Source organism: Ruegeria sp. AM4, assembly GCF_056540665.1.
In genome coordinates this window covers 261,270-279,388 of record NZ_JBQFXD010000003.1, presented here as the reverse complement: position 1 = coordinate 279,388, position 18,119 = coordinate 261,270, and the positions used below count along the sequence as shown (strand labels likewise).

At 60.0% G+C, this 18,119-nt stretch carries 18 protein-coding genes; 2 read left to right on the top strand and 16 right to left on the bottom strand.

Annotated elements, in window-relative coordinates:
- Positions 1-29 precede the first annotated feature (29 nt).
- The 13 genes from ACR0JA_RS09200 to ftsW all read right to left on the bottom strand — a co-directional run bounded on the left by ACR0JA_RS09200 (position 30) and on the right by ftsW (position 13,086).
- The gene (locus ACR0JA_RS09200) at positions 30-893 is read right to left on the bottom strand and encodes an outer membrane protein assembly factor BamD (RefSeq protein WP_480573085.1); all 864 of its coding nucleotides are present in this window, start codon (positions 891-893) and stop codon (positions 30-32) included.
- Positions 894-1,018: 125 nt separating this feature from the next.
- Positions 1,019-1,939 (bottom strand): UDP-3-O-acyl-N-acetylglucosamine deacetylase, encoded by a 921-nt coding sequence (lpxC, locus tag ACR0JA_RS09195; protein ID WP_480573082.1) that lies wholly within the window; start codon positions 1,937-1,939, stop codon positions 1,019-1,021.
- Positions 1,940-2,153: 214 nt separating this feature from the next.
- Positions 2,154-3,767, bottom strand: a complete 1,614-nt coding sequence (gene ftsZ, locus ACR0JA_RS09190; protein ID WP_480573079.1) for a cell division protein FtsZ — start codon at positions 3,765-3,767, stop codon at positions 2,154-2,156.
- Positions 3,768-4,116: 349 nt separating this feature from the next.
- Positions 4,117-4,542, bottom strand: a complete 426-nt coding sequence (locus ACR0JA_RS09185; protein WP_480573076.1) for a hypothetical protein — start codon at positions 4,540-4,542, stop codon at positions 4,117-4,119.
- A complete protein-coding gene (ftsA, locus tag ACR0JA_RS09180; RefSeq protein ID WP_480573073.1) occupies positions 4,529-5,863 on the bottom strand; it encodes a cell division protein FtsA in 1,335 nt (444 codons plus the stop codon). Before ftsA ends, ACR0JA_RS09185 begins: the two co-directional genes overlap by 14 nt.
- 7 nt (positions 5,864-5,870) lie before the next feature.
- Entirely contained in the window at positions 5,871-6,875 is a 1,005-nt protein-coding gene (locus ACR0JA_RS09175; protein ID WP_480573069.1) for a cell division protein FtsQ/DivIB, read from the bottom strand.
- Positions 6,863-7,780 carry a D-alanine--D-alanine ligase gene (locus ACR0JA_RS09170; protein ID WP_480573066.1) on the bottom strand — a complete coding sequence of 306 codons (918 nt, stop codon included), beginning with the start codon at positions 7,778-7,780 and terminating at the stop codon, positions 6,863-6,865. The genes ACR0JA_RS09175 and ACR0JA_RS09170 overlap by 13 nt, the downstream gene beginning before the upstream one ends.
- A gap of 108 nt (positions 7,781-7,888) precedes the next feature.
- On the bottom strand, positions 7,889-8,815 hold the full coding sequence (gene murB / locus ACR0JA_RS09165) for a UDP-N-acetylmuramate dehydrogenase (RefSeq protein ID WP_480573063.1): 927 nt from the start codon (positions 8,813-8,815) through the stop codon (positions 7,889-7,891).
- A 39-nt stretch (positions 8,816-8,854) separates the two neighbouring features.
- Positions 8,855-9,097 (bottom strand): DUF2484 family protein, encoded by a 243-nt coding sequence (locus tag ACR0JA_RS09160; RefSeq protein ID WP_480573060.1) that lies wholly within the window; start codon positions 9,095-9,097, stop codon positions 8,855-8,857.
- Positions 9,094-9,342, bottom strand: coding sequence for a DUF2484 family protein (locus ACR0JA_RS09155; protein WP_480573057.1), 249 nt, complete (start codon positions 9,340-9,342; stop codon positions 9,094-9,096). The genes ACR0JA_RS09160 and ACR0JA_RS09155 overlap by 4 nt, the downstream gene beginning before the upstream one ends.
- Before the next feature lie 77 nt (positions 9,343-9,419).
- Positions 9,420-10,829 (bottom strand): UDP-N-acetylmuramate--L-alanine ligase, encoded by a 1,410-nt coding sequence (gene murC, locus ACR0JA_RS09150; protein ID WP_480573054.1) that lies wholly within the window; start codon positions 10,827-10,829, stop codon positions 9,420-9,422.
- Positions 10,826-11,923 (bottom strand): UDP-N-acetylglucosamine--N-acetylmuramyl-(pentapeptide) pyrophosphoryl-undecaprenol N-acetylglucosamine transferase, encoded by a 1,098-nt coding sequence (locus ACR0JA_RS09145; RefSeq protein WP_480573051.1) that lies wholly within the window; start codon positions 11,921-11,923, stop codon positions 10,826-10,828. Before ACR0JA_RS09145 ends, murC begins: the two co-directional genes overlap by 4 nt.
- Entirely contained in the window at positions 11,923-13,086 is a 1,164-nt protein-coding gene (gene ftsW / locus ACR0JA_RS09140; RefSeq protein WP_480573047.1) for a putative lipid II flippase FtsW, read from the bottom strand. Before ftsW ends, ACR0JA_RS09145 begins: the two co-directional genes overlap by 1 nt.
- 211 nt (positions 13,087-13,297) lie before the next feature.
- On the opposite strand from ftsW, the gene ACR0JA_RS09135 reads away from it, so the two are divergent.
- Complete coding sequence (locus tag ACR0JA_RS09135) at positions 13,298-13,693, top strand: hypothetical protein (protein WP_480573044.1); 396 nt, start codon at positions 13,298-13,300, stop codon at positions 13,691-13,693.
- A 27-nt stretch (positions 13,694-13,720) separates the two neighbouring features.
- Here the strand turns inward: ACR0JA_RS09135 and ACR0JA_RS09130 are convergent, their stop codons facing one another.
- A complete protein-coding gene (locus tag ACR0JA_RS09130) occupies positions 13,721-14,764 on the bottom strand; it encodes a Hint domain-containing protein (RefSeq protein ID WP_480573041.1) in 1,044 nt (347 codons plus the stop codon).
- Between the two features lie 245 nt (positions 14,765-15,009).
- On the opposite strand from ACR0JA_RS09130, the gene ACR0JA_RS09125 reads away from it, so the two are divergent.
- Positions 15,010-16,188: a BaiN/RdsA family NAD(P)/FAD-dependent oxidoreductase gene (locus ACR0JA_RS09125; RefSeq protein WP_480573372.1), complete on the top strand. Its 1,179-nt coding sequence runs from the start codon at positions 15,010-15,012 to the stop codon at positions 16,186-16,188.
- Here ACR0JA_RS09125 and ACR0JA_RS09120 read toward each other — a convergent pair.
- Together ACR0JA_RS09120 and murD are read right to left on the bottom strand one after the other, a co-directional pair.
- Positions 16,185-16,559 carry a glycine zipper family protein gene (locus ACR0JA_RS09120; protein WP_480573038.1) on the bottom strand — a complete coding sequence of 125 codons (375 nt, stop codon included), beginning with the start codon at positions 16,557-16,559 and terminating at the stop codon, positions 16,185-16,187. The genes ACR0JA_RS09125 and ACR0JA_RS09120 overlap by 4 nt on opposite strands.
- A 91-nt stretch (positions 16,560-16,650) precedes the next feature.
- A complete protein-coding gene (gene murD / locus ACR0JA_RS09115) occupies positions 16,651-18,066 on the bottom strand; it encodes a UDP-N-acetylmuramoyl-L-alanine--D-glutamate ligase (RefSeq protein WP_480573034.1) in 1,416 nt (471 codons plus the stop codon).
- Between the last annotated feature and the right edge of the window lie 53 nt (positions 18,067-18,119).

The window sequence follows — 18,119 nt, the reverse complement described above, 5'->3', positions numbered from 1 at the left end:
TTACCGCCCCAAGCCCAAAGCCATCGCGATTACAGCCACTGACCCTTGACCGTTTGGCGATAGATCGTGCTGAGCCAGTTGTTGCCGCGGCTCTTGAGATCAAGACCGCGCGAGGTCAGCAGTTTGTAGCCTGCATCGTACCACTCGGACGACTGATAGTTGTAACCCAAGATGGCGCCGGCGGTCTGGGCCTCATCGATCAGACCCAAAGACAGATATGCTTCGATCAGGCGATAGAGCGCCTCGGCGGTGTGAGAGGTAGTCTGGAAATCCTCAACCACAACGCGGAAGCGGTTGATTGCCGCCGTATAGTGATCCTGCCGCAGGTAATAGCGCCCGATCTCCATCTCTTTGCCGGCAAGATGGTCGAAGGCCAGATCGAACTTCAGAATGGCCGAGGTGGCATATTCACTGTCGGGATAAACCTCAATCACGGTGCGCAGGGCTTGCAGCGCCTGAAAGGTCAGGCCCTGATCGCGGCCAACCTCGTCAATCTGGTCATAATAGCTGAGCGCCAGAAGGTATTGGGCATAGGCTGCATCTTCGTCGGTCGGATAAAAGTCGATATACCGCTGCGCGGCAGCCCGGCTTTCTTCGTAGTTCTTGTCCGTGTGGAACGAAAACGCCTGCATGATCAATGCGCGTTTCGCCCAGTCAGAATAGGGATACAGACGCTCGACCTCGGAGAAATACCACGCAGCATCGTCCGAGCGATTCTGCGACAATTCAAACTCGCCACGGGTATAGATCTGCTCGGGTGTAAAACCTTCCAGGTTCTGCGAACGATCGGCACCTTTTTTGCTGAACAGGCCACCGGAATTACCGCATGCCGTCAAAACCGCTGCCAGAAGAATCGCACCCGCGAACCTGACTGCCGCTTTGCTGCCAATCATACCGCACATCCTTGTCGTCTTACCAAGCGGGGATTGCCCCGGATCGGCCTTGGTCTAGCACATAAAATTCCGGTGCAAAACGCCTTATGCGCACTCTGTCGGAAATGTCGTCAGAGTTGATCTGTTCACGCAACCTGCGGAATTTCGCTGCGCACCAGCCCCTGCCCGGGCAATTGCGCGGCCTGTTCCGGCGTGCACAGAACGGGACGCACGGCACCCGGCGTCTCGAACAGCTTCCGAAGAAGCGTATTGGTCATGGCGTGTCCCGACTTGTCACCGGTAAAGCGACCCAGAATCGGTCCGCCTGCCAAGTACAGATCCCCCAGCGCGTCCAGCATCTTGTGGCGCACGGCTTCGTCCTCGTGGCGCAAGCCACCAGGGGTCAGCACTTCGCTGCCCTGTACGACAACGGCGTTGTCCAGGGTGCCACCAAGCGCAAGCCCGTTTTCGCGCATCGCTTCGACATCAGTGCGGCGGCAGAAAGTCCGGCTGTCGCACAGCTCACGCGCGAACGAGCCGTTGCGCATGTCCAGAACCTTGGTCTGGCTGCCAATTGCTTCGTCTTCGAAGTCGATGTGGAATTCGATCACCAGCCCGTCAGCAGGCGCGATCGAGGCGCTTGCACCTTCCCGAGTCGCTGTCACCGGTTTCAGAACTTCATACGCAAGAACCGGGCTGGCCTGACGACGAACGCCCTTGGCCATGATACCGCGCACAAACTCGACCGACGAACCATCCATGATCGGCACTTCGGGTCCGTCGATTTCAACCAGCGCGTTGTGAATGCCGCAGCCAGCCAGCGCCGCCATGATATGCTCCACGGTCGAGACCGCCACACCCGCGTCGTTGATCAGGCGCGTACACAGCGGTGTCCGCTCGACCACATCGTAGATCGCCGGGATCAGTGCATTGCCCAATTCGATATCGGTCCGCTTGAACCAGATTCCGTGACCCGCCGCAGCAGGTTTCAGAACCATCGTCACAGGCTTGCCGCTGTGCAGCCCAACGCCCGTGAACGTTACCGATGATTTGAGCGTATGTTGCAAAATGAACCTCAGAGAGCGGTGTCCAGCCTGGCAGTGGCTGTGTTGGCACATCAGTTAAGGAACGGCGCGCCAAGGCTCAACTCACTCTTTGCAACTGAATGAAACATGAATGTGACAGATCGGCAAAACCCTGCTTACAGCCACCCAACACCCTGCTTTTCAACAAAAAAGAGCCGCCCTGAGGCGGCCCTTTGATTGTATTTTGTTACCGCGATCAGTTGGCCTGACGCCGCAGGAACGCCGGAATTTCGATGCGTTCCTGATCCGGATCGGCCTCATCCTGTGCGGGTGCCGTGGCGTCAGATGTCCGCAACGCGGGCTGCTGGCGCGTTGGTTGCGCGGGCGTATCAGCCGCATGTCCAGTCATCCGGTCGATCAAACGGTTGAAGCCAAACCGCGGCCGTTCCTCTTGTTCAGGCTGGGCCTGAGGGGCGGGTTCCTGCGCGGGTGTTACGTGCATGCGCTGTCCGTTTGACGGTACTTTCTGTACCGCCGCTTGCAGGCGCTTCATGGCCGCTGGAGACGGCGTTCCCGGGGCTGGCGCACGCGGAGCGACATAGCTTTCGGCGACCGGCTCTTCTGGTTCGTGGCGCGGTTCAAACTCTGCCACTTGCGGCTGATAGGCTGGCGGGGGCAATCCGTCGTCCTGCTGAGCTGCCGCTGCAGGCTCTTCATGCCAACCTTCCCGCAGTTCAACATCCTCAATGGATTCGAACAGGGTTGGTGCCACGTTTTCCTCTTGCGCAGGCGCTTGGGCCGCGATCTCCTGAGCCGGCTCTTCCGGTGCCTCTTCTGCGGAAACCGTGCGGGTCAGCGGGGCCGACATCGAGCGGCGCGCGACCGGGACGTCATCAGTTTTCTCGGTTGCATCGATGCCGGTGGCGACGACCGACACGCGCATGCCGCCCTCCATTTCGGTATCGAGGGTCGAGCCGACGATGATGTTGGCCTCGGGATCCACTTCCTCTCGGATGCGGTTCGCGGCTTCGTCCAGTTCGAACAAGGTCAGATCGTGTGCACCGGTGATGTTGATCAGCACGCCCTTGGCGCCCTTGAGGCTGATCTCGTCCAGCAGCGGGTTGGCAATCGCCTTCTCGGCCGCTTGGATGGCGCGGTCCTCACCGGTCGCCTCACCCGTGCCCATCATTGCCTTGCCCATTTCGTCCATCACGGCGCGAACGTCAGCAAAGTCGAGGTTGATCAGGCCAGGGCGCACCATCAGGTCGGTCACACCTTTGACGCCCTGGTACAAGACATCGTCAGCCATCGAGAATGCCTCGGTGAACGTGGTTTTTTCATTGGCCAGACGGAACAGGTTCTGGTTCGGGATGATGATCAGCGTGTCGACGACCTTTTGCAGGGCATCAACGCCATCCTCAGCCTGACGCATGCGCTTGGCGCCTTCGAATTGGAAGGGTTTGGTCACAACACCGACGGTCAGAACCCCCAGTTCGCGTGCTGCCTGCGCGATGATCGGGGCGGCACCCGTACCTGTGCCGCCGCCCATGCCTGCGGTGATAAAGCACATATGCGCACCCGCCAGATGATCGACGATCTGTTCGATGCTTTCCTCGGCAGCCGCCGCACCAACGGTCGGGCGAGCCCCCGCGCCCAGACCTTCGGTAACCTTGACGCCCAGTTGAACCCGCGCGGACGAACTGCTTTGCTGCAGCGCCTGTGCGTCGGTGTTCGCGACCACGAACTCAACCCCGTCCAGCTGCTTTGCAATCATGTTGTCGACCGCGTTTCCACCCGCTCCGCCAACGCCAAATACCGTAATCCGTGGCTTCAATTCATCGTGCCCGGGCATCGAAAGATTCAATGTCATGCTCTGTCCGCCTGTTTTATATGTTGCCGCGTAATGCGGTACTTTTCTGACCTATCCACCTTTGATTCTACTGCTGAAATCCCCAAACGTCACGCCAAAAATCGCGAGAATCCACAAAATGTGGAGGAAATATGGCAGAGATCAGCGGCATTTCGCATGCCACGCCACATGTAGCGATGCCAACCCAAAGACGCACAATGCACGGCATCATCGCCCCGCTGCCTCAGCGAAACGTTGCATCACGTAGATCGGTTTTTGATCGCGGAAAACTGCTCAGGTCCTGCCGCTGGGCCTCTTTCGGACCCTGTGGATAGTTTTAGGGATAATTCTGGCCCGTGCAACCCAATTCTTAGCTGGTCGGCGCCCCCGGACAGTTCAAACCCTCGGTCGAGACGCGGCGGATTTCCTGAATTTCCGCACCGGCGAATCTGGACAGCCGCACCATTAGCCTGCCTTCATGCTCGAACGGCCACCAACAGACCGGCAAACCGTCCGGATCATTGTCGTAAAGGAAACAAACCTGACCATCGGGTGTTGTGATCCGACCATAAACGCAGTCCTCTCCCTGCTGTCGCCAGACCGAAAGCGTTGTACTCAGAAACTGTTCGGTACCGACCAGCTCGCCGCTGTGTATCTCATGAAAGTCGACCGTCTTGCCCTGCAGGGCGGCCAGAAACGCCTCGGGCGAGATACGGGTCTGCGCCAAGGCAGCCGTTGAACCAAGAGCACCCGCAATGGCCATCACAGCCGTGGCGGCGACCTTACCAATTGTCACGGAACCAGCGCACCGCCCGCTTGAACGGACGCGCCGAATAGGTATCGACCGGAATCTCGAAATCCCACCACTCATCCTGCGGATGCGCCGCGAACAGACTGAGACCAACGGCTGACGAAAAGCCAGGCCCAGTGGCCGACTGCGGCAGGCCATGAACGCGTAGTGGGCGACCCAAGCGCACACGTTGGCCCAGAATGCGTGTGGCCAGCCCGTCGAGCCCCATGATCTGACTGCCGCCCCCTGTCAGCACGATCTGCTGGCTGGGCAAATGATCAAAGCCTGCGGCGTCGAGACGAGTTCTGACCTCTTCAAGTATTTCCTCGACGCGGGGGCGCATGATGCCGATCAGCTCGGCCCGGCTGACGGTCCGGCGGTCATGTTCCCAGTCGCCGGTATCCCCGCCAATGTCGATCAGGTCGCGATCGTCGGCTCCGGTTGCATGGACACCGCCGTTAAAAGTCTTGATCCGTTCTGCCACGGCAGCAGGCACACCCAGACCCATCGAGATATCGCTGGTCACGTGATCACCGCCCATCTTGACGCAATCGGCGTAGATCATGTGCTTCTTCATGAAGATCGACACGCTGGTCGTGCCGCCGCCCATGTCGATACAGGCCGCGCCCAGTTCCTGTTCGTCTTCGACCAGCGCCGAGATGCCCGACACATAGGCCGAGTTTGCGATCCCCGCCAATTCGAGATCGCAGCGTTTGATGCAACGCACGATGTTCTGGATTGCGGCCGCATCGACCGTCAGCATATGCATGTCGACCGCCAGCGACTGACCCAGCTGCCCGCGCGGATCAATCAGACCCGAGCGGTTGTCGAGTGCAAAGTTCACCGGTTGCGCGTGCAATACATCTCGGCCAGCACCATAATCCGGCACGTCGCAGGCGTTCAGCACCCGGCCAACCTCTGCCTCGGTGACCAGTTGACCTTCTAGTTCGACCTGTGCATCCAATCCGTATGAGCGCGGGTTGGCACCCGAGAAACAGGCGATCACGTGATCGACGCGAATGTCGGCCATTTTCTGCGCCGCCTGCAACGCCGTGCGGATCGCACGTTCGGTTTCCTGCATTGCCGTGACTTCGCCAAACTGCACCCCGCGTGAACGCGTCGTGGCTGCGCCGATCACACGAAAGCCGGTCTGACCTGCCATGGAGCCGATCGCGTTATCCTCGCTCAGCCTGCCGGTGCCATCAAAGCGCAGGACCAGACAGGCAATCTTGGAACTGCCCACGTCCAGAATGGCGACAACGCCCCGCTGCATCGCTTGCCTGCGCATCTGCCGCATTGCCCGTTGGGACTGATAAAGATCGGTCATCATGGTCTTACTGCCCGTCACTTGCTGTAACTTTTGTGTTCCACCAGATGTCACTGGCGGTTTTGTTCATTCTGATTGTCGGTCGTTGCCCGAGTCGCATGTCCACCGCGGCAACATCGCGTTCAAGCAGGTCCTGCACTTCGTTGACTGCGAGAACATGCTCCAACGCCCGCACCGGGCGTTCGGTCGGCAGCATGATGCGCTGGCTGCGGTCCAGAACCAGGTCCCAACGCCGCTCGCCAACTCGGACAAGGCCACGCACGCGCTCACCCAGGCTGCGCGCCGTTGTCAGGATTTCCAACGCTTCGGGCACGTGCCGGTCCGCCCCCCTTCCCGCGATCAGAGGCAATTCGGCGTGATTGGCGCGCGCGGCGATCTGATCCACATGGGCACCGGTTTCGTCCAGCAGTTCGATCCCGTCACGGTTCCGCCAGACGATGACCGGCTGGCGCTCTACCACATCCACCTGAAGGATGCCGCCGGGGCGAATACGTACGGTCGCCGATTTTACCGGATCAAGCCCGGTGATCGTGTCGCGGATTCGCTCGACGTCCAGATCCCAGGAACTGAGAGGGAAATCCAACGGCACGACTTCGCGGATATCCTCGGATAGCCCTGTCCCTGCCCCATCGATCGCCATCAGATTGACCATGAATTCCGGCCGTTCCTGAATTGAGGTCTTGATGCTTGCGATATAGGTGCTGACCGCCTCACGGCGGTCTTCCGAAGCAAAATAGCCGCCGACAGCGCCGAGGACCGCGAGCACCGGCAAGCCAATCCTCAGTCCGCGCCGAATGCCTGGCGTCAGCATCCAGCGCTGAAGGCGGTAGCTGAGGCGCGATGGCGCGGGATCGGACAGGCGCGATCGGCCAAATAGCCGCGCGCCGCGTAGGCGCAGTTTGGGCTCGGGCCTTGGCTCGGGTCGTGGCGCAGAAGCGAAATCCGCATCCGGCCCCGCAACGGCTTTGGTCCGGTGAATAACCGGTGCGCGGGTGGCGGTCAGCGGTCGCATGAGGCGTCCTCCACCATCCAGGCGCAGAGCTGGCCGAAGGTCATGCCAATATGCGCGGCCTGTTCCGGCACAAGCGAGGTCGGGGTCATTCCCGGCTGCGTGTTGGTTTCCAGCAGGAACAACCCGTCCGCACCAAGACTGTCATCCCAGCGATAATCGGTTCGGCTGACGCCTTTGCATCCCAGCGCATTGTGGGCCTTCAGCGCGTAGTCCATGCAGCGGTCAAAGATATCCTGCGGGATGTCTGCCGGTAGCACGTGCCACGATCCGCCGGGTTTGTACTTGGCGTCGTAGTCGTACCAGCCGCCATCGGTCATGATCTCGGTCACGGTCAATGCGCGGTCGCCCATCACTGTCACGGTCAGTTCGCGGCCTGCCACGTATTTCTCGACCATGATGTGCTCGGGCATGTCCTCGGACAGCTGCGGCGGGCCGTTGGCGTTCTCGTGGACGATATAGATGCCGACGCTGGAACCCTCGTTGTTGGGCTTGGCCACATAGGGCGGCTCCATCACGTGGACCTCGACCACCTCAATCTTGGGCACGATCACGCTGGGCACAATGGGCAGGCCCTCGGCCTGATAGACCTCTTTGCTGCGCTGCTTGTCCATCGCCAAAGCCGAGGCCAGAACGCCGGAATGCGTGTAGGGAATGCGCACCCATTCCAGCAGGCCCTGCACACAGCCATCCTCGCCCCAACGGCCATGCAGGGCGTTGAAAACCACATCCGGCTTGATGTCCAAAAGGCGCGCATAGAGGTCGGGACCTGCGTCCAGCTCGACCACTTCAAAGCCTTCTCCCACAAGGGCGGCCGCGCATTCGCGCCCAGAGCTGAGAGACACCTCGCGTTCTGCCGAGGGGCCGCCCATCAATACCGCCACTTTGGGGTTTGTCCTGCTCGACATACCCAATGTGCGCCTCAATGTCCCCGGACCTTATGTGGTGGTCCGTACTGCGTTTATGCCTTTGATCCGTCGCCTGAATTTGCCTGTTTTGGTCTGACGGTCGGGGCTTTATTCATTCAGCGGGTCGCCGACCCGCATGATTTCCCACTCTAGCGTGATGCCGCTTGTTTCGTAAACCTTTTTTCGCACCTCTTCACCCAGACCTTCGAGGTCTGCGGCGGTCGCACCGCCGGTGTTTATCAGGAAATTCGAGTGCTTCGGGCTCATCTGGGCACCGCCCTTTGTGGCACCGCGCATCCCGGCATCGTCGATCACTTTCCACGCCTTGAGGTCATGGGTATCGTCTGCCTTGCCGGTCGACGAGAACCCAGCGGGGTTTCGGAAGGTCGACCCGGCGCTGCGGTCCTTAGTGGGTTGGGTCTCGTCACGTTTCTTAAGTTGCGCTTCCATGCGGGCATGCAGCGCGGCGGGATCGCCACTGGGTCCTTGGAACGTAGCCGAGATCAGCACCGCGCCTTCGGGCAGGTCGGACTGGCGATAGCGGAAGTTGAGGTCTTGGGGTGAGAGGTCTCTGATCTCCCCGCCCCGCGTGACGATGGTGGCCTTTTGCAGAACGTCCGCCGTGTAGCTGCCATAGCAGCCCGCATTCATCCGCACGGCTCCACCGACAGAGCCCGGAATTGTGCGCAGAAATGTCAGGTCGACGCCTGCTTCTGCCGCCTTGCGCGCAACATGGGCGTCCAGCGCGGCGGCCCCTGCGGTGACGGAATTGCCTTCAACAGATATCCCGTTAAACCCGCGCCCAAGCCGGATCACAACGGCGCGCAGCCCCCCATCGCGCACTATGAGGTTCGAGCCGACTCCAATGGGGAACACCGCAAAATTGGCAGGCAATTCGCGTAGGAACGTTTGCAAATCTTCGGTGTCAGCCGGTTGAAACAGATAATCCGCCGGACCCCCGACACGAAGCCACGTTAGGTCGTTCAGGGAACGTTTTTCGGTTAGTTTGCCACGAGGGGTAGGAAGGGTGTCCATGGGGGCTAGATCGCGGATTTGAGGAAACATGGCAAGGTCTCAAACACGTTTCCGCAACCACCGCCCCAAGTAAATCACTGGCCAACGCAGGACAGACATGCCGGCCGCCAGAACGACCAGCCCGATCCACGGGCCGTTTTCGTAGGTGACATAGCCCAGAATGGGCACGCCCACGGCGATCAGGACATAGGCTCGGGTCCAGTGGTTGTCTTTGCTGGGGACCATCGCCAGCACATTGGCGATCAACCCCCACAACCCGGCCAAAGCGATAGACCAACTCATTCCTGCACCTCGCGCCCGGTCCATTTACGCCAATAGTAGCGGATCGGGTTTCGGAACATCGACACGAATCCTCCGAGTGCGAGGACTGCGATGAACCATCCAAAATCATGTCCCAGCCAGACGATCAGCACAGGTGCGCAGATCAGCAGGGTGATGCCCGGCGGAAACTGCAAGCGCATCGGCAGCATGGCCACGATTGTAGCGCAGATGACCCAAAGGGCGGACAGGACGACGGACAAATACATATGCGCTTCTGACACCGTCATTGCGGCTAAAATATGGTTTCAAGCATCAGGGCGTCACGCCCGGTTGAGTGGCCGCGTCAAACAGCCACTTTCCTTTGCAATCTCTCCGGCAACCCGTTGGCCCATGCGCTGATCGTACCGGCCCCCAAACACACGACCATGTCACCGGGGCGGGCCTGTTCGCGGACAAGGCGTTCTAGGTCGCCTTCGTCCAGGATCGCGCGCGCGTGGCGGTGGCCGTGACGGATCAGCCCCTGCACCAAAGCATCGCGGTCGGCCCCTTCGATCGGGTCTTCACCTGCAGCAAAGACCTCGGCGATGGCGACGACGTCGGCGTCGTTGAAGCAGGTGCAGAAGTCGTCGAACAGATCGGACAGGCGGGAATAGCGGTGCGGCTGGTGGACGGCGATCACCCGACCCTCGGTCGCCTGACGGGCGGCTTTCAGGACTGCGGCGATTTCAACGGGGTGGTGGCCGTAATCGTCGATTATGGTCACCCCATCAACTTCGCCGACCTTGGTAAAGCGGCGGTTGACGCCGCCAAAATTGGCCAGCGCATCGCGGATTTCGCTGGCTTTCATGCCCAGATGGCGGGCCACGGCCACAGCGCTCAGCGCGTTCGAAACATTGTGGTCGCCGGGCATCGGCAGGGTGCAGCCCTCGATCACCTTGTCTTCGTATTGCAGGTGAATGTCGAAATGCGCGATGCCGCCTTTATAGGTCAGGTTCTCGGCCCGCACATCAGCTTGCGCGTTGAACCCATAGGTGCGCACACGGCGGTCCGAGATACGTCCCACCAGCGTCTGCACCTCGGCGTGGTCGGTACAGCAGACGGCCAGCCCGTAGAAGGGCAGGTTCGAGACGAACTCGTAAAAGCCGTCGCGCAACGTGTCGAAGTCACCCCAATGCTCCATATGCTCGGGGTCGATATTGGTGACGATGGCAATCGTCGCGGGCAGGCGGTTGAAGGAACCGTCGCTCTCGTCGGCCTCGACCACCATCCATTCGCCCTGCCCCATGCGGGCATTCGAGCCATAGGCGTGGATGATGCCGCCATTGACGACGGTAGGGTCGAAATCGCCCGCGACCATCAGTTCGGCCATCATGGTGGTGGTGGTGGTCTTGCCGTGGGTTCCCGCAATCGCGATGTTCGAGCGCAAGCGCATCAGCTCGGCCAGCATATCGGCGCGGCGCACCACCGGCAGACCTTGGGCACGCGCCTCGTCAAGTTCCGGGTTGCCCGGTTTGATCGCAGTCGAAACCACCACCACAGCAGCGTTCTTCAGGTTTTCGGCACGCTGGCCTTCGAAAATCTCGGCACCAAGCGACGCCAGACGGTCGGTGATCTTTGACGACTTCAGGTCCGAGCCTTGGACACGGTAGCCCAGGTTCAGAAGCACCTCGGCGATGCCTGACATCCCGATTCCGCCGATGCCGACAAAGTGGATCGGCCCAACGTCCTGCGGCAGTTTGGTTGCTGGATTCATGAGGTCTCCTTCTGCGCCAGTTGCTCGACAAGGGCTGTCAGACGCTCGGTTGCGTCCGGCGCCCCAACCGATAGCGCGGCATGGGCCATATGTTGTGCGGCTTCGGGGTTGGTGAGAACCGTGTTCATTTGCTCGGTCAACGCGGGAACGTCAAGGGAATTTTCGGGGATCATGATCGCAGCACCGGCCTGAACCAGTCCGCGCGCATTCGCGGTCTGGTGATCGCCTGCGGCGGCGGCAAACGGGATCAGGATCGACGGTCGCCCGATGACCGAGATGTCCGCCACACTCGAAGCCCCGGAACGTGAAATGACAAGCTGTGCATCAGACATGCGCCGAGGGACGTCATCGAAGAAGGGTTGAACGTCTGCACGGATGCCGTTGTCGGCATAAAACGCCTTGACCCGTTCTGCGTCCTCATCACGGGCCTGATGCGCGACGCGGATGAAGCCGCGCAGGTGTTCGGGCAGCGCTGCAATTGCCCCCGGCACCATGTCGCTGAGGATACGCGCGCCCTGAGAGCCGCCCATCACGAGGACCGACATCGGGTAATCTCCGGGCGGAATGTAAGGCGCGGCGGCGCGGTCCAACACGGCGGCGCGGACCGGGTTTCCAGTGTGTATGCCTTGCGCGCCTTCCGGCAGATCGGTTGGCCAGACACCGCAGGCCACATGCGCCACGCGGGTGGCAAACACCTTGTTAACGCGGCCCAAAACTCCGTTCTGTTCGTGGATCATGCGCGGAATCTTCAACAGCGTCGCCGCGCCCAAAGCCGGGATCGAAGGATACCCACCAAAGCCCACCACCACGTCCGGCTTGTCGCGCATCATCTGCGCGGCCATTCCTGTGACACCAGTTACGATCTTGGGTCCAACCAGTACCTTGGCCGCCAGGCCGCCACGGGCGAAGGTTGCCGAAGAGGCCTGAACGATGTCTACACCTTCGGGGAAGGCACCGGTATAGCGCGCACCACGCGGGTCGGTGGACAGGCGTACCCGCCAGCCCTTGTGCAGCATCGCCTCGGTCAGAGCCTGCGCTGGGAACATATGCCCCCCGGTGCCGCCAGCCGCGATCAGAAGGTAGGGTTTGCTCATCAGCCTCGTCCGCGCAGAATTTCGCCAAGCCCGCCCTGCGGGCGGCTACGGGTGAAGGCCAGCAGCATGCCGACCGCAATACCACCCGCAATCAGTGAGGAACCGCCATAGCTGACAAATGGCAGCGTCATGCCTTTGGCGGGCAGCAGGCGGACCGCAACGCCCATGTTGATCATTGCCTGCACACCGAACATGCACGCCAGACCGGTGCCAGCCAGACGGATGAAAACGTCGCGTTCGCGCATCAAACGCAGCAGCGAACGCACAACGATGATCGAATAAAGCGCAATGATGATCAGCACCAGGATCAGGCCATATTCCTCGGCGGCCACGGCGATGATGAAATCCGTATGCGCGTCAGGCAGAGACCATTTCACCTGCCCTTCGCCAACACCAACACCGAACAGGCCGCCTTCGCGGATAGCGTTGGTCGCATAGCCAAGCTGAGTCGTCGGGTCGACCTCTTGGTTGAGGAAGCCATCAATCCGGCGTGCGAAATGCTCTGAGTTCGAATAGGCAAACATCCCGCCCAAGACAACGACACCAGCCATCCCGACCAGTAACAACATGGGTGCGCCGGCCACAAAATACATCACGCCCCAGCCAAACAGGATCAGGCAGGCCTGACCGAAATCGGGCTGCATCACCAGCATGCCAACAATGGCCATGCACAAAGCAAAGGACCACAGCCGCCCCGGCGGGCCGTTGATCTCTTGCGAGGCGGCCAGCAGCCATGCGGCCACAACCACGAAACCCGGCTTAAGGAACTCGGATGGTTGTAGCGAGGCAAAGCCCAGCGAATACCACCGAACCGCACCCTTGCCGAAATCAGTGCCGAAAACCGGCAGGAACGCCAGCGCCACGAAAGCCCCCAGAAACCCCAGCACCGCCAGGCGCCGCACCAGAGTGGGGGACATCATTGAGGTCAGCAGCATCGCAACCAGAGCCAGTCCACCGAAAAGCGCCTGCCGTTCGACATAGTGGAACGGATCAAACCCGTTGCGCCCTGCCAGCGGCGGGGATGAGGCCAGCCCCAGCAACAACCCGATGACAAACAGGATCAGAACGCAGGACATGCTCCAGCGATCAATCGTTCGCCACCACTTTGGAAGAATCGGTTCGCCGCGCTGGTTCTGGACCGCGCCATACACCATCTCAGTCATGAGATACCGCCACTATCTGCCTCGTTAACGCCCCGTTTTCGGGGTCTGATTGAGACTCTACAGGGAAATTTGCATTTGGGCTAGCGGAATGACGGGTGCGGGGGGATTTCGCGCAGGCGTTGCGAAACGCGCAGACCTTACCGCGATTGACACTTTGGACGAGCGAATAGCTTACTGAACGTCAGACAATGAATGCGGAAGTCATCAGGTAATGTATGTCAGGTTTGTGTGTCAGGACGCCGTTGCCGGCATGGCAGCCCGCAGCGGTTTTTTCTGCGCCGCCTACGATCTTCGCGATCTGGAAACGCTGGACCAATATTCCCATGCGCGTCTCGAGGACCTGCTGGACTGGTTTCGCGTACATTTGCCTACTCCGACGCGCTTCAACAGCACCAAGTCCAAGGGTGCATTCCATCGCGAAACCAAAGGGTTGAGCTGGTTCAAACCCGGCGCATCAGAGGCGCTGGACAAATCCTATGAGTTGATCGCTTTGCTGACGGAAAACGGCTATGTCATCGAAACCCTGCGCACCGACCGCGTTGGATACGTCGTTTATGAGGACGACCACCAGATCGTCGCCGAGCCTTTTGCGGATACGCCCAATTGATTTCAGCCGAGCTGTCCGGTTCGCAATTCAGGACAAAAGCGGTTTTCCGTTCTTCTTGTGCCGCGCAACCAGAGAACGCACCTTTCGGCCCTTTGCCGGAACAAGTCGAGCCAACTGCGGCACGTAATCGTCCGCCAGAAGCTCCGGGAACAGGGTATTGATCTCGGCAATTGCCGCCTCTCCGACGGCTTTCAATGCTTCGGGTCCGGTAAACAGGCTTTCTGATGGCGCGCCTTCGGCAAAGACGACCTCATGCCGGTCGAAAAGCATATGATGGTAGGTGACCGTTTCCACGTCATCGCCCACTGTGACACCCGGCAGACCCGCTAGCTTATGTGCGGCGATCAGCACCTCGTTCTTGGCAAACATTCTGGCAACGATCGGAGACCGCACCAGCATCCGATGCTGCCGGGACACATACAATTCGCGCTCGGGCAATCCCTTGCCAAGCGACCCCGGCGCGAACCTGATCGGGCGCAGCTTTGGCTTTATCGCAAGATCAATGCTATCGAGCGTCCGGGATCCGATCCATCGGATCACCTGCGGGCCGTTGTCCAATGTGATGACGGTGTCGCCAACGCTTAGCGTCTCAATCGGGCGTCTGCCATCAGGCGTCAGGATTGCTGTGCCGGAAACGAAACAGGGCACAACGGTGTCAACGTCAATATTCGGCCCGTTGTCGATGATCGCCGTAATCTCGAGCGGCGTATCAAGCGGCGGAATCGGGCCGATAAACGCCATGAAATACCCATCTTCGGAGTCCACGCCAATCGAGTTTCCGTCACCGTCAAGGTCATAGTCGAAAAGGGCGATCTGATAGGTATTCATGCCGTCCGTCACCGAAACCGTGAAATCCCAAAAAATGATCTCGTCGTTAAACGTCTGGGTCGGGTCATTGGCGGTTTCGTTCGAACTGCTGTCACCGTCGAATACTGTTCCGTCTGTACCATCCTCGATGGTGATCTGGCTATATGACGAGATTTCAAAAACGGACCCGACAACCGTCGACGAGGCACCCGCGTCCGTCAGAGTACTGTTGCTGCGAAATGCACCATAAATCGTAGTCGGCATTCAGGTGAGACTCCACCAGACTAAAGTGCCCCTTCCCTAGCGTCAGGGTTGGAGATTGATAGAAATGTTGACGGAACCGGTCAACTATCGAAGATATGCACGCGCATAACTGTGGCCGTGATACATCCAAGGAATACATGCCACCGGCAAGGGATCGCGTGTGGCTTGGCAGAACTCTGGATGGGCAGACCCTGCACGGGCAGCTTCGACTTGCCATCGAGCGCAAACCGCGCCATGGGCTTCGCATGATCTATGACACCATCATACTGGGCGCAGGTGCTGCGGGCATGATGTGCGCCGCCCATTGCGGCGGACGTGTGCTGGTGATCGACCACGCAAAGGCTGCTGGCGAAAAAATCCGTATCTCGGGTGGCGGGCGTTGCAACTTTACCAATATGTACGCGAGCGCGCAGAATTTCCTGTCGCAGAACCCGCATTTCTGCAAATCCGCGCTGGCGCGCTACACTCAATGGGACTTTGTCGATCTTGTTGGGCGTCATGGTATCGCGTGGCACGAAAAGACTCTGGGGCAGCTCTTCTGCGACGGATCCTCAAAACAGATCATCCAGATGCTGTTGACCGAAATGGCGCGCGCCGGGGCAGAGTTATGGGTTCAGACCGATGTGAAAGAGCTTCGCCGGACCGAAGCCGGATTTGCGTTGGGCGTCGATCGCGAAGGGCAGCGGCTGAGCCTGTCTTGCGCCAATCTGGTCCTGGCCACGGGCGGCAAGTCGATACCCAAAATGGGCGCGACCGGGTTGGCTTATGATATTGCCCGCCAGTTTGGCCTGAGTGTCACGGACACGCGCGCAGCGTTGGTTCCGTTCACTTTCTCGGATGGCAAATTCAAGGAGCTGTCCGGGGTTTCCCTGCCCGTGCGCCTCTCGAATGACCGCACCAGCTTTGACGAGGCACTGCTGTTCACCCATCGCGGGCTCAGCGGTCCGTCGGTTTTGCAGCTGTCCTCGTACTGGCGCGAGGGCGAGGATATCAGCGTCAATCTGATCCCTGATCTCAACCTGCATGATCTGCTGCGTGATCAGCGCCAGAGCGGTGGTCGCAAGGCCCTGAAAACGGAACTGGCCAGGCACTTGCCTGCTCGGCTGGTCGAGTATCTGAGCCATCAGATCCCGATGCATAGCAATTTGGCCGATCAATCCGACGACGCGTTGAGTGAACTGGTTTCCGCCCTGTCCAACTGGCACCTGACCCCCTCGGGCACCGAAGGGTATCGCACGGCCGAGGTGACACTCGGCGGCATCTCGACCGATGGGCTTTCGTCAAAAACAATGGAGGCCAGAGATATCCCTGGCCTTTATGTCATTGGCGAAGCGGTGGATGTCACCGGTTGGCTGGGCGGCTACAATTTTCAATGGGCGTGGTCGTCAGGCCACGCCGCTGGAACCGCCATCGCAGGTCGTTAGCCGACGACGTTATAGCCGCGTCCGCGCATGCAGTTGCGCACGATGACTTCCTTGTTCTGATTCTTATTGATCACGTCCGCGCCAGCGCCGACCAGCGCACCGGCAACCGCTGCGCGGCCCAGATTGTCGCTGCTGTCCTGTACGATTCCAGTGACCGCAGCCGCACCCGCCGCACCGATTGCGGCGTTGCCTGCCGTCGAGCCGTCAACGCTTGCCTGCGATGCGGCAAGCTGCTGGCATTGCAACAGGTCGTTGTTGTAGTTCGGGCCGACGGGGCCATCTATCACGGGCTGATAGTTCGCACCGGTGTTGGTGCAGGCTCCTACCACAAAGAGGGCAGGAAGGATCAGGGCAAACTTACGGTATGGCATATTCATAACCTCGTAGTGAAATTTTCGGCAGGCAAAACCAAAAGCAATGGCGCGTCAAGCTGATACGGTCAGAGCCTGACCGAACCGGCGGTCATTTGCAACCGCTGGCCTCTGGCAGCCGTTTGTGAACCTCGGCCTCGAAATCCTCGCCGCGTTTTTCGAAACTGTCATATTGATCGAAACTGGCCGCCGCCGGTGCCAGCAGAATCGTCTCGCCCGGTTGCGCGTCGGCCATCGCCTGCGCGACGGCGTCTGCCATCGTGGTGCAGACCACGGTTTCCGCGTCCAACTGCATGGCAAAACGCGCGGCCTCGCGCCCAATAACATAGGCTTTCAGTACATGGTCCGAGGCGTCGTTCAGGGCAGCCAGCCCCCCCTCTTTCTCAAGCCCTCCGCAAATCCATCGAATGCTTTGGAAGGCACTCAGAGCTTTGACGGCGCTGTCCACATTGGTCGCCTTCGAGTCGTTGACGTAAGTGACCCCGTCAGCCTCGGCGATGATCTGGCTGCGATGTGGCAAGCCAGGAAAGCTGTGCAGTGCGGATTCAATCAATTTGGGCGCCAGCCCCAGCGCACGGCAGGCCGCATAGGCAGAGCAGGCATTTTGGTGATTATGCGCGCCGGGCAGCCCCTTAATGCCGCGCAGGTCGATCGAAGCCGCCTGCCGCCCCTTGCGGTATTCCGAAAGAAACCCCTTACGTGCAAAAACCTGCCATCCTGGGCCAGTTATCTTGCGCTCAACAGAGACGCGGATAACACGGTCATCGGAGGGACCTTCGGCCAACTGCCCCGCCAAAAAGGCGCCTTCGTCCTCGTCAACGCCGATGATGGCGCGGTCCGGTCCCCCCTCGGCAAACAAGCGTCGCTTGGCAGCGAAATAGCCACCCATACCTCCATGCCGGTCCAGATGGTCGGGCGACAGGTTGGTAAAGACCGCGATATCAGGTGTCAGTGCCCGCGCAAGTTCGGTCTGATAGCTGCTGAGCTCAAGAACAACGACAGAACCGTCACCGCCGGGATCAATATCCAGAACCCCACGACCAATGTTCCCGGCAAGCTGCGAGTCCCGCCCGGCCTCAGTCAGTATGTGGTGGATCAGCGCCGCTGTCGTAGATTTCCCGTTGGAGCCGGTCACGGTAATGACACGGGGCGGGGTTTCGAACCGGCCCCAATCCTGGCCGGCAAAGCTGCAAAAGAACAGGCCGATGTCATTGTCGACGGGCACGCCCGCCTCCAGCGCCGCCAGCACGACAGGGTTCGGCTCAGGATAAAGATGCGGAATCCCGGGCGAAACGATCAACGATGCGACATCCTCCATCGCACCCTGGCGTTTCAGCTCCGTGCAGGAAAACCCTTCGGCCTCGGCCGTTTCACGCGCCGCTGGGTTGTCATCCCAGCAAACTGGCTCCGCCCCGCCTGCGCGCAGTGCCCGCGCCGTAGCAAGACCGGAACGACCCAATCCCAATACCGCAACTTTCTGCCCAGAAAACCCTTTGACCGGGATCATGCCGCATACCTTCCTGACGTGAATTCCACGCGCACACTGCACCCAAGGAAAAC

Coding starts and splice junctions, on each gene's coding strand:
- ACR0JA_RS09200 (WP_480573085.1), bottom strand. CDS start 893: ATGATTGGCAGCAAAGCGGCAGTCAGGTTCGCGGGTGCGATTCTTCTG.
- ftsZ (WP_480573079.1), bottom strand. CDS start 3,767: ATGACATTGAATCTTTCGATGCCCGGGCACGATGAATTGAAGCCACGG.
- ftsA (WP_480573073.1), bottom strand. CDS start 5,863: ATGACCGATCTTTATCAGTCCCAACGGGCAATGCGGCAGATGCGCAGG.
- ACR0JA_RS09175 (WP_480573069.1), bottom strand. CDS start 6,875: ATGCGACCGCTGACCGCCACCCGCGCACCGGTTATTCACCGGACCAAA.
- ACR0JA_RS09170 (WP_480573066.1), bottom strand. CDS start 7,780: ATGTCGAGCAGGACAAACCCCAAAGTGGCGGTATTGATGGGCGGCCCC.
- murB (WP_480573063.1), bottom strand. CDS start 8,815: ATGGACACCCTTCCTACCCCTCGTGGCAAACTAACCGAAAAACGTTCC.
- ACR0JA_RS09160 (WP_480573060.1), bottom strand. CDS start 9,097: ATGAGTTGGTCTATCGCTTTGGCCGGGTTGTGGGGGTTGATCGCCAAT.
- ACR0JA_RS09155 (WP_480573057.1), bottom strand. CDS start 9,342: ATGTATTTGTCCGTCGTCCTGTCCGCCCTTTGGGTCATCTGCGCTACA.
- murC (WP_480573054.1), bottom strand. CDS start 10,829: ATGAATCCAGCAACCAAACTGCCGCAGGACGTTGGGCCGATCCACTTT.
- ACR0JA_RS09145 (WP_480573051.1), bottom strand. CDS start 11,923: ATGAGCAAACCCTACCTTCTGATCGCGGCTGGCGGCACCGGGGGGCAT.
- ftsW (WP_480573047.1), bottom strand. CDS start 13,086: ATGACTGAGATGGTGTATGGCGCGGTCCAGAACCAGCGCGGCGAACCG.
- ACR0JA_RS09135 (WP_480573044.1), top strand. CDS start 13,298: ATGTATGTCAGGTTTGTGTGTCAGGACGCCGTTGCCGGCATGGCAGCC.
- ACR0JA_RS09130 (WP_480573041.1), bottom strand. CDS start 14,764: ATGCCGACTACGATTTATGGTGCATTTCGCAGCAACAGTACTCTGACG.
- ACR0JA_RS09125 (WP_480573372.1), top strand. CDS start 15,010: ATGATCTATGACACCATCATACTGGGCGCAGGTGCTGCGGGCATGATG.
- ACR0JA_RS09120 (WP_480573038.1), bottom strand. CDS start 16,559: ATGCCATACCGTAAGTTTGCCCTGATCCTTCCTGCCCTCTTTGTGGTA.
- murD (WP_480573034.1), bottom strand. CDS start 18,066: ATGATCCCGGTCAAAGGGTTTTCTGGGCAGAAAGTTGCGGTATTGGGA.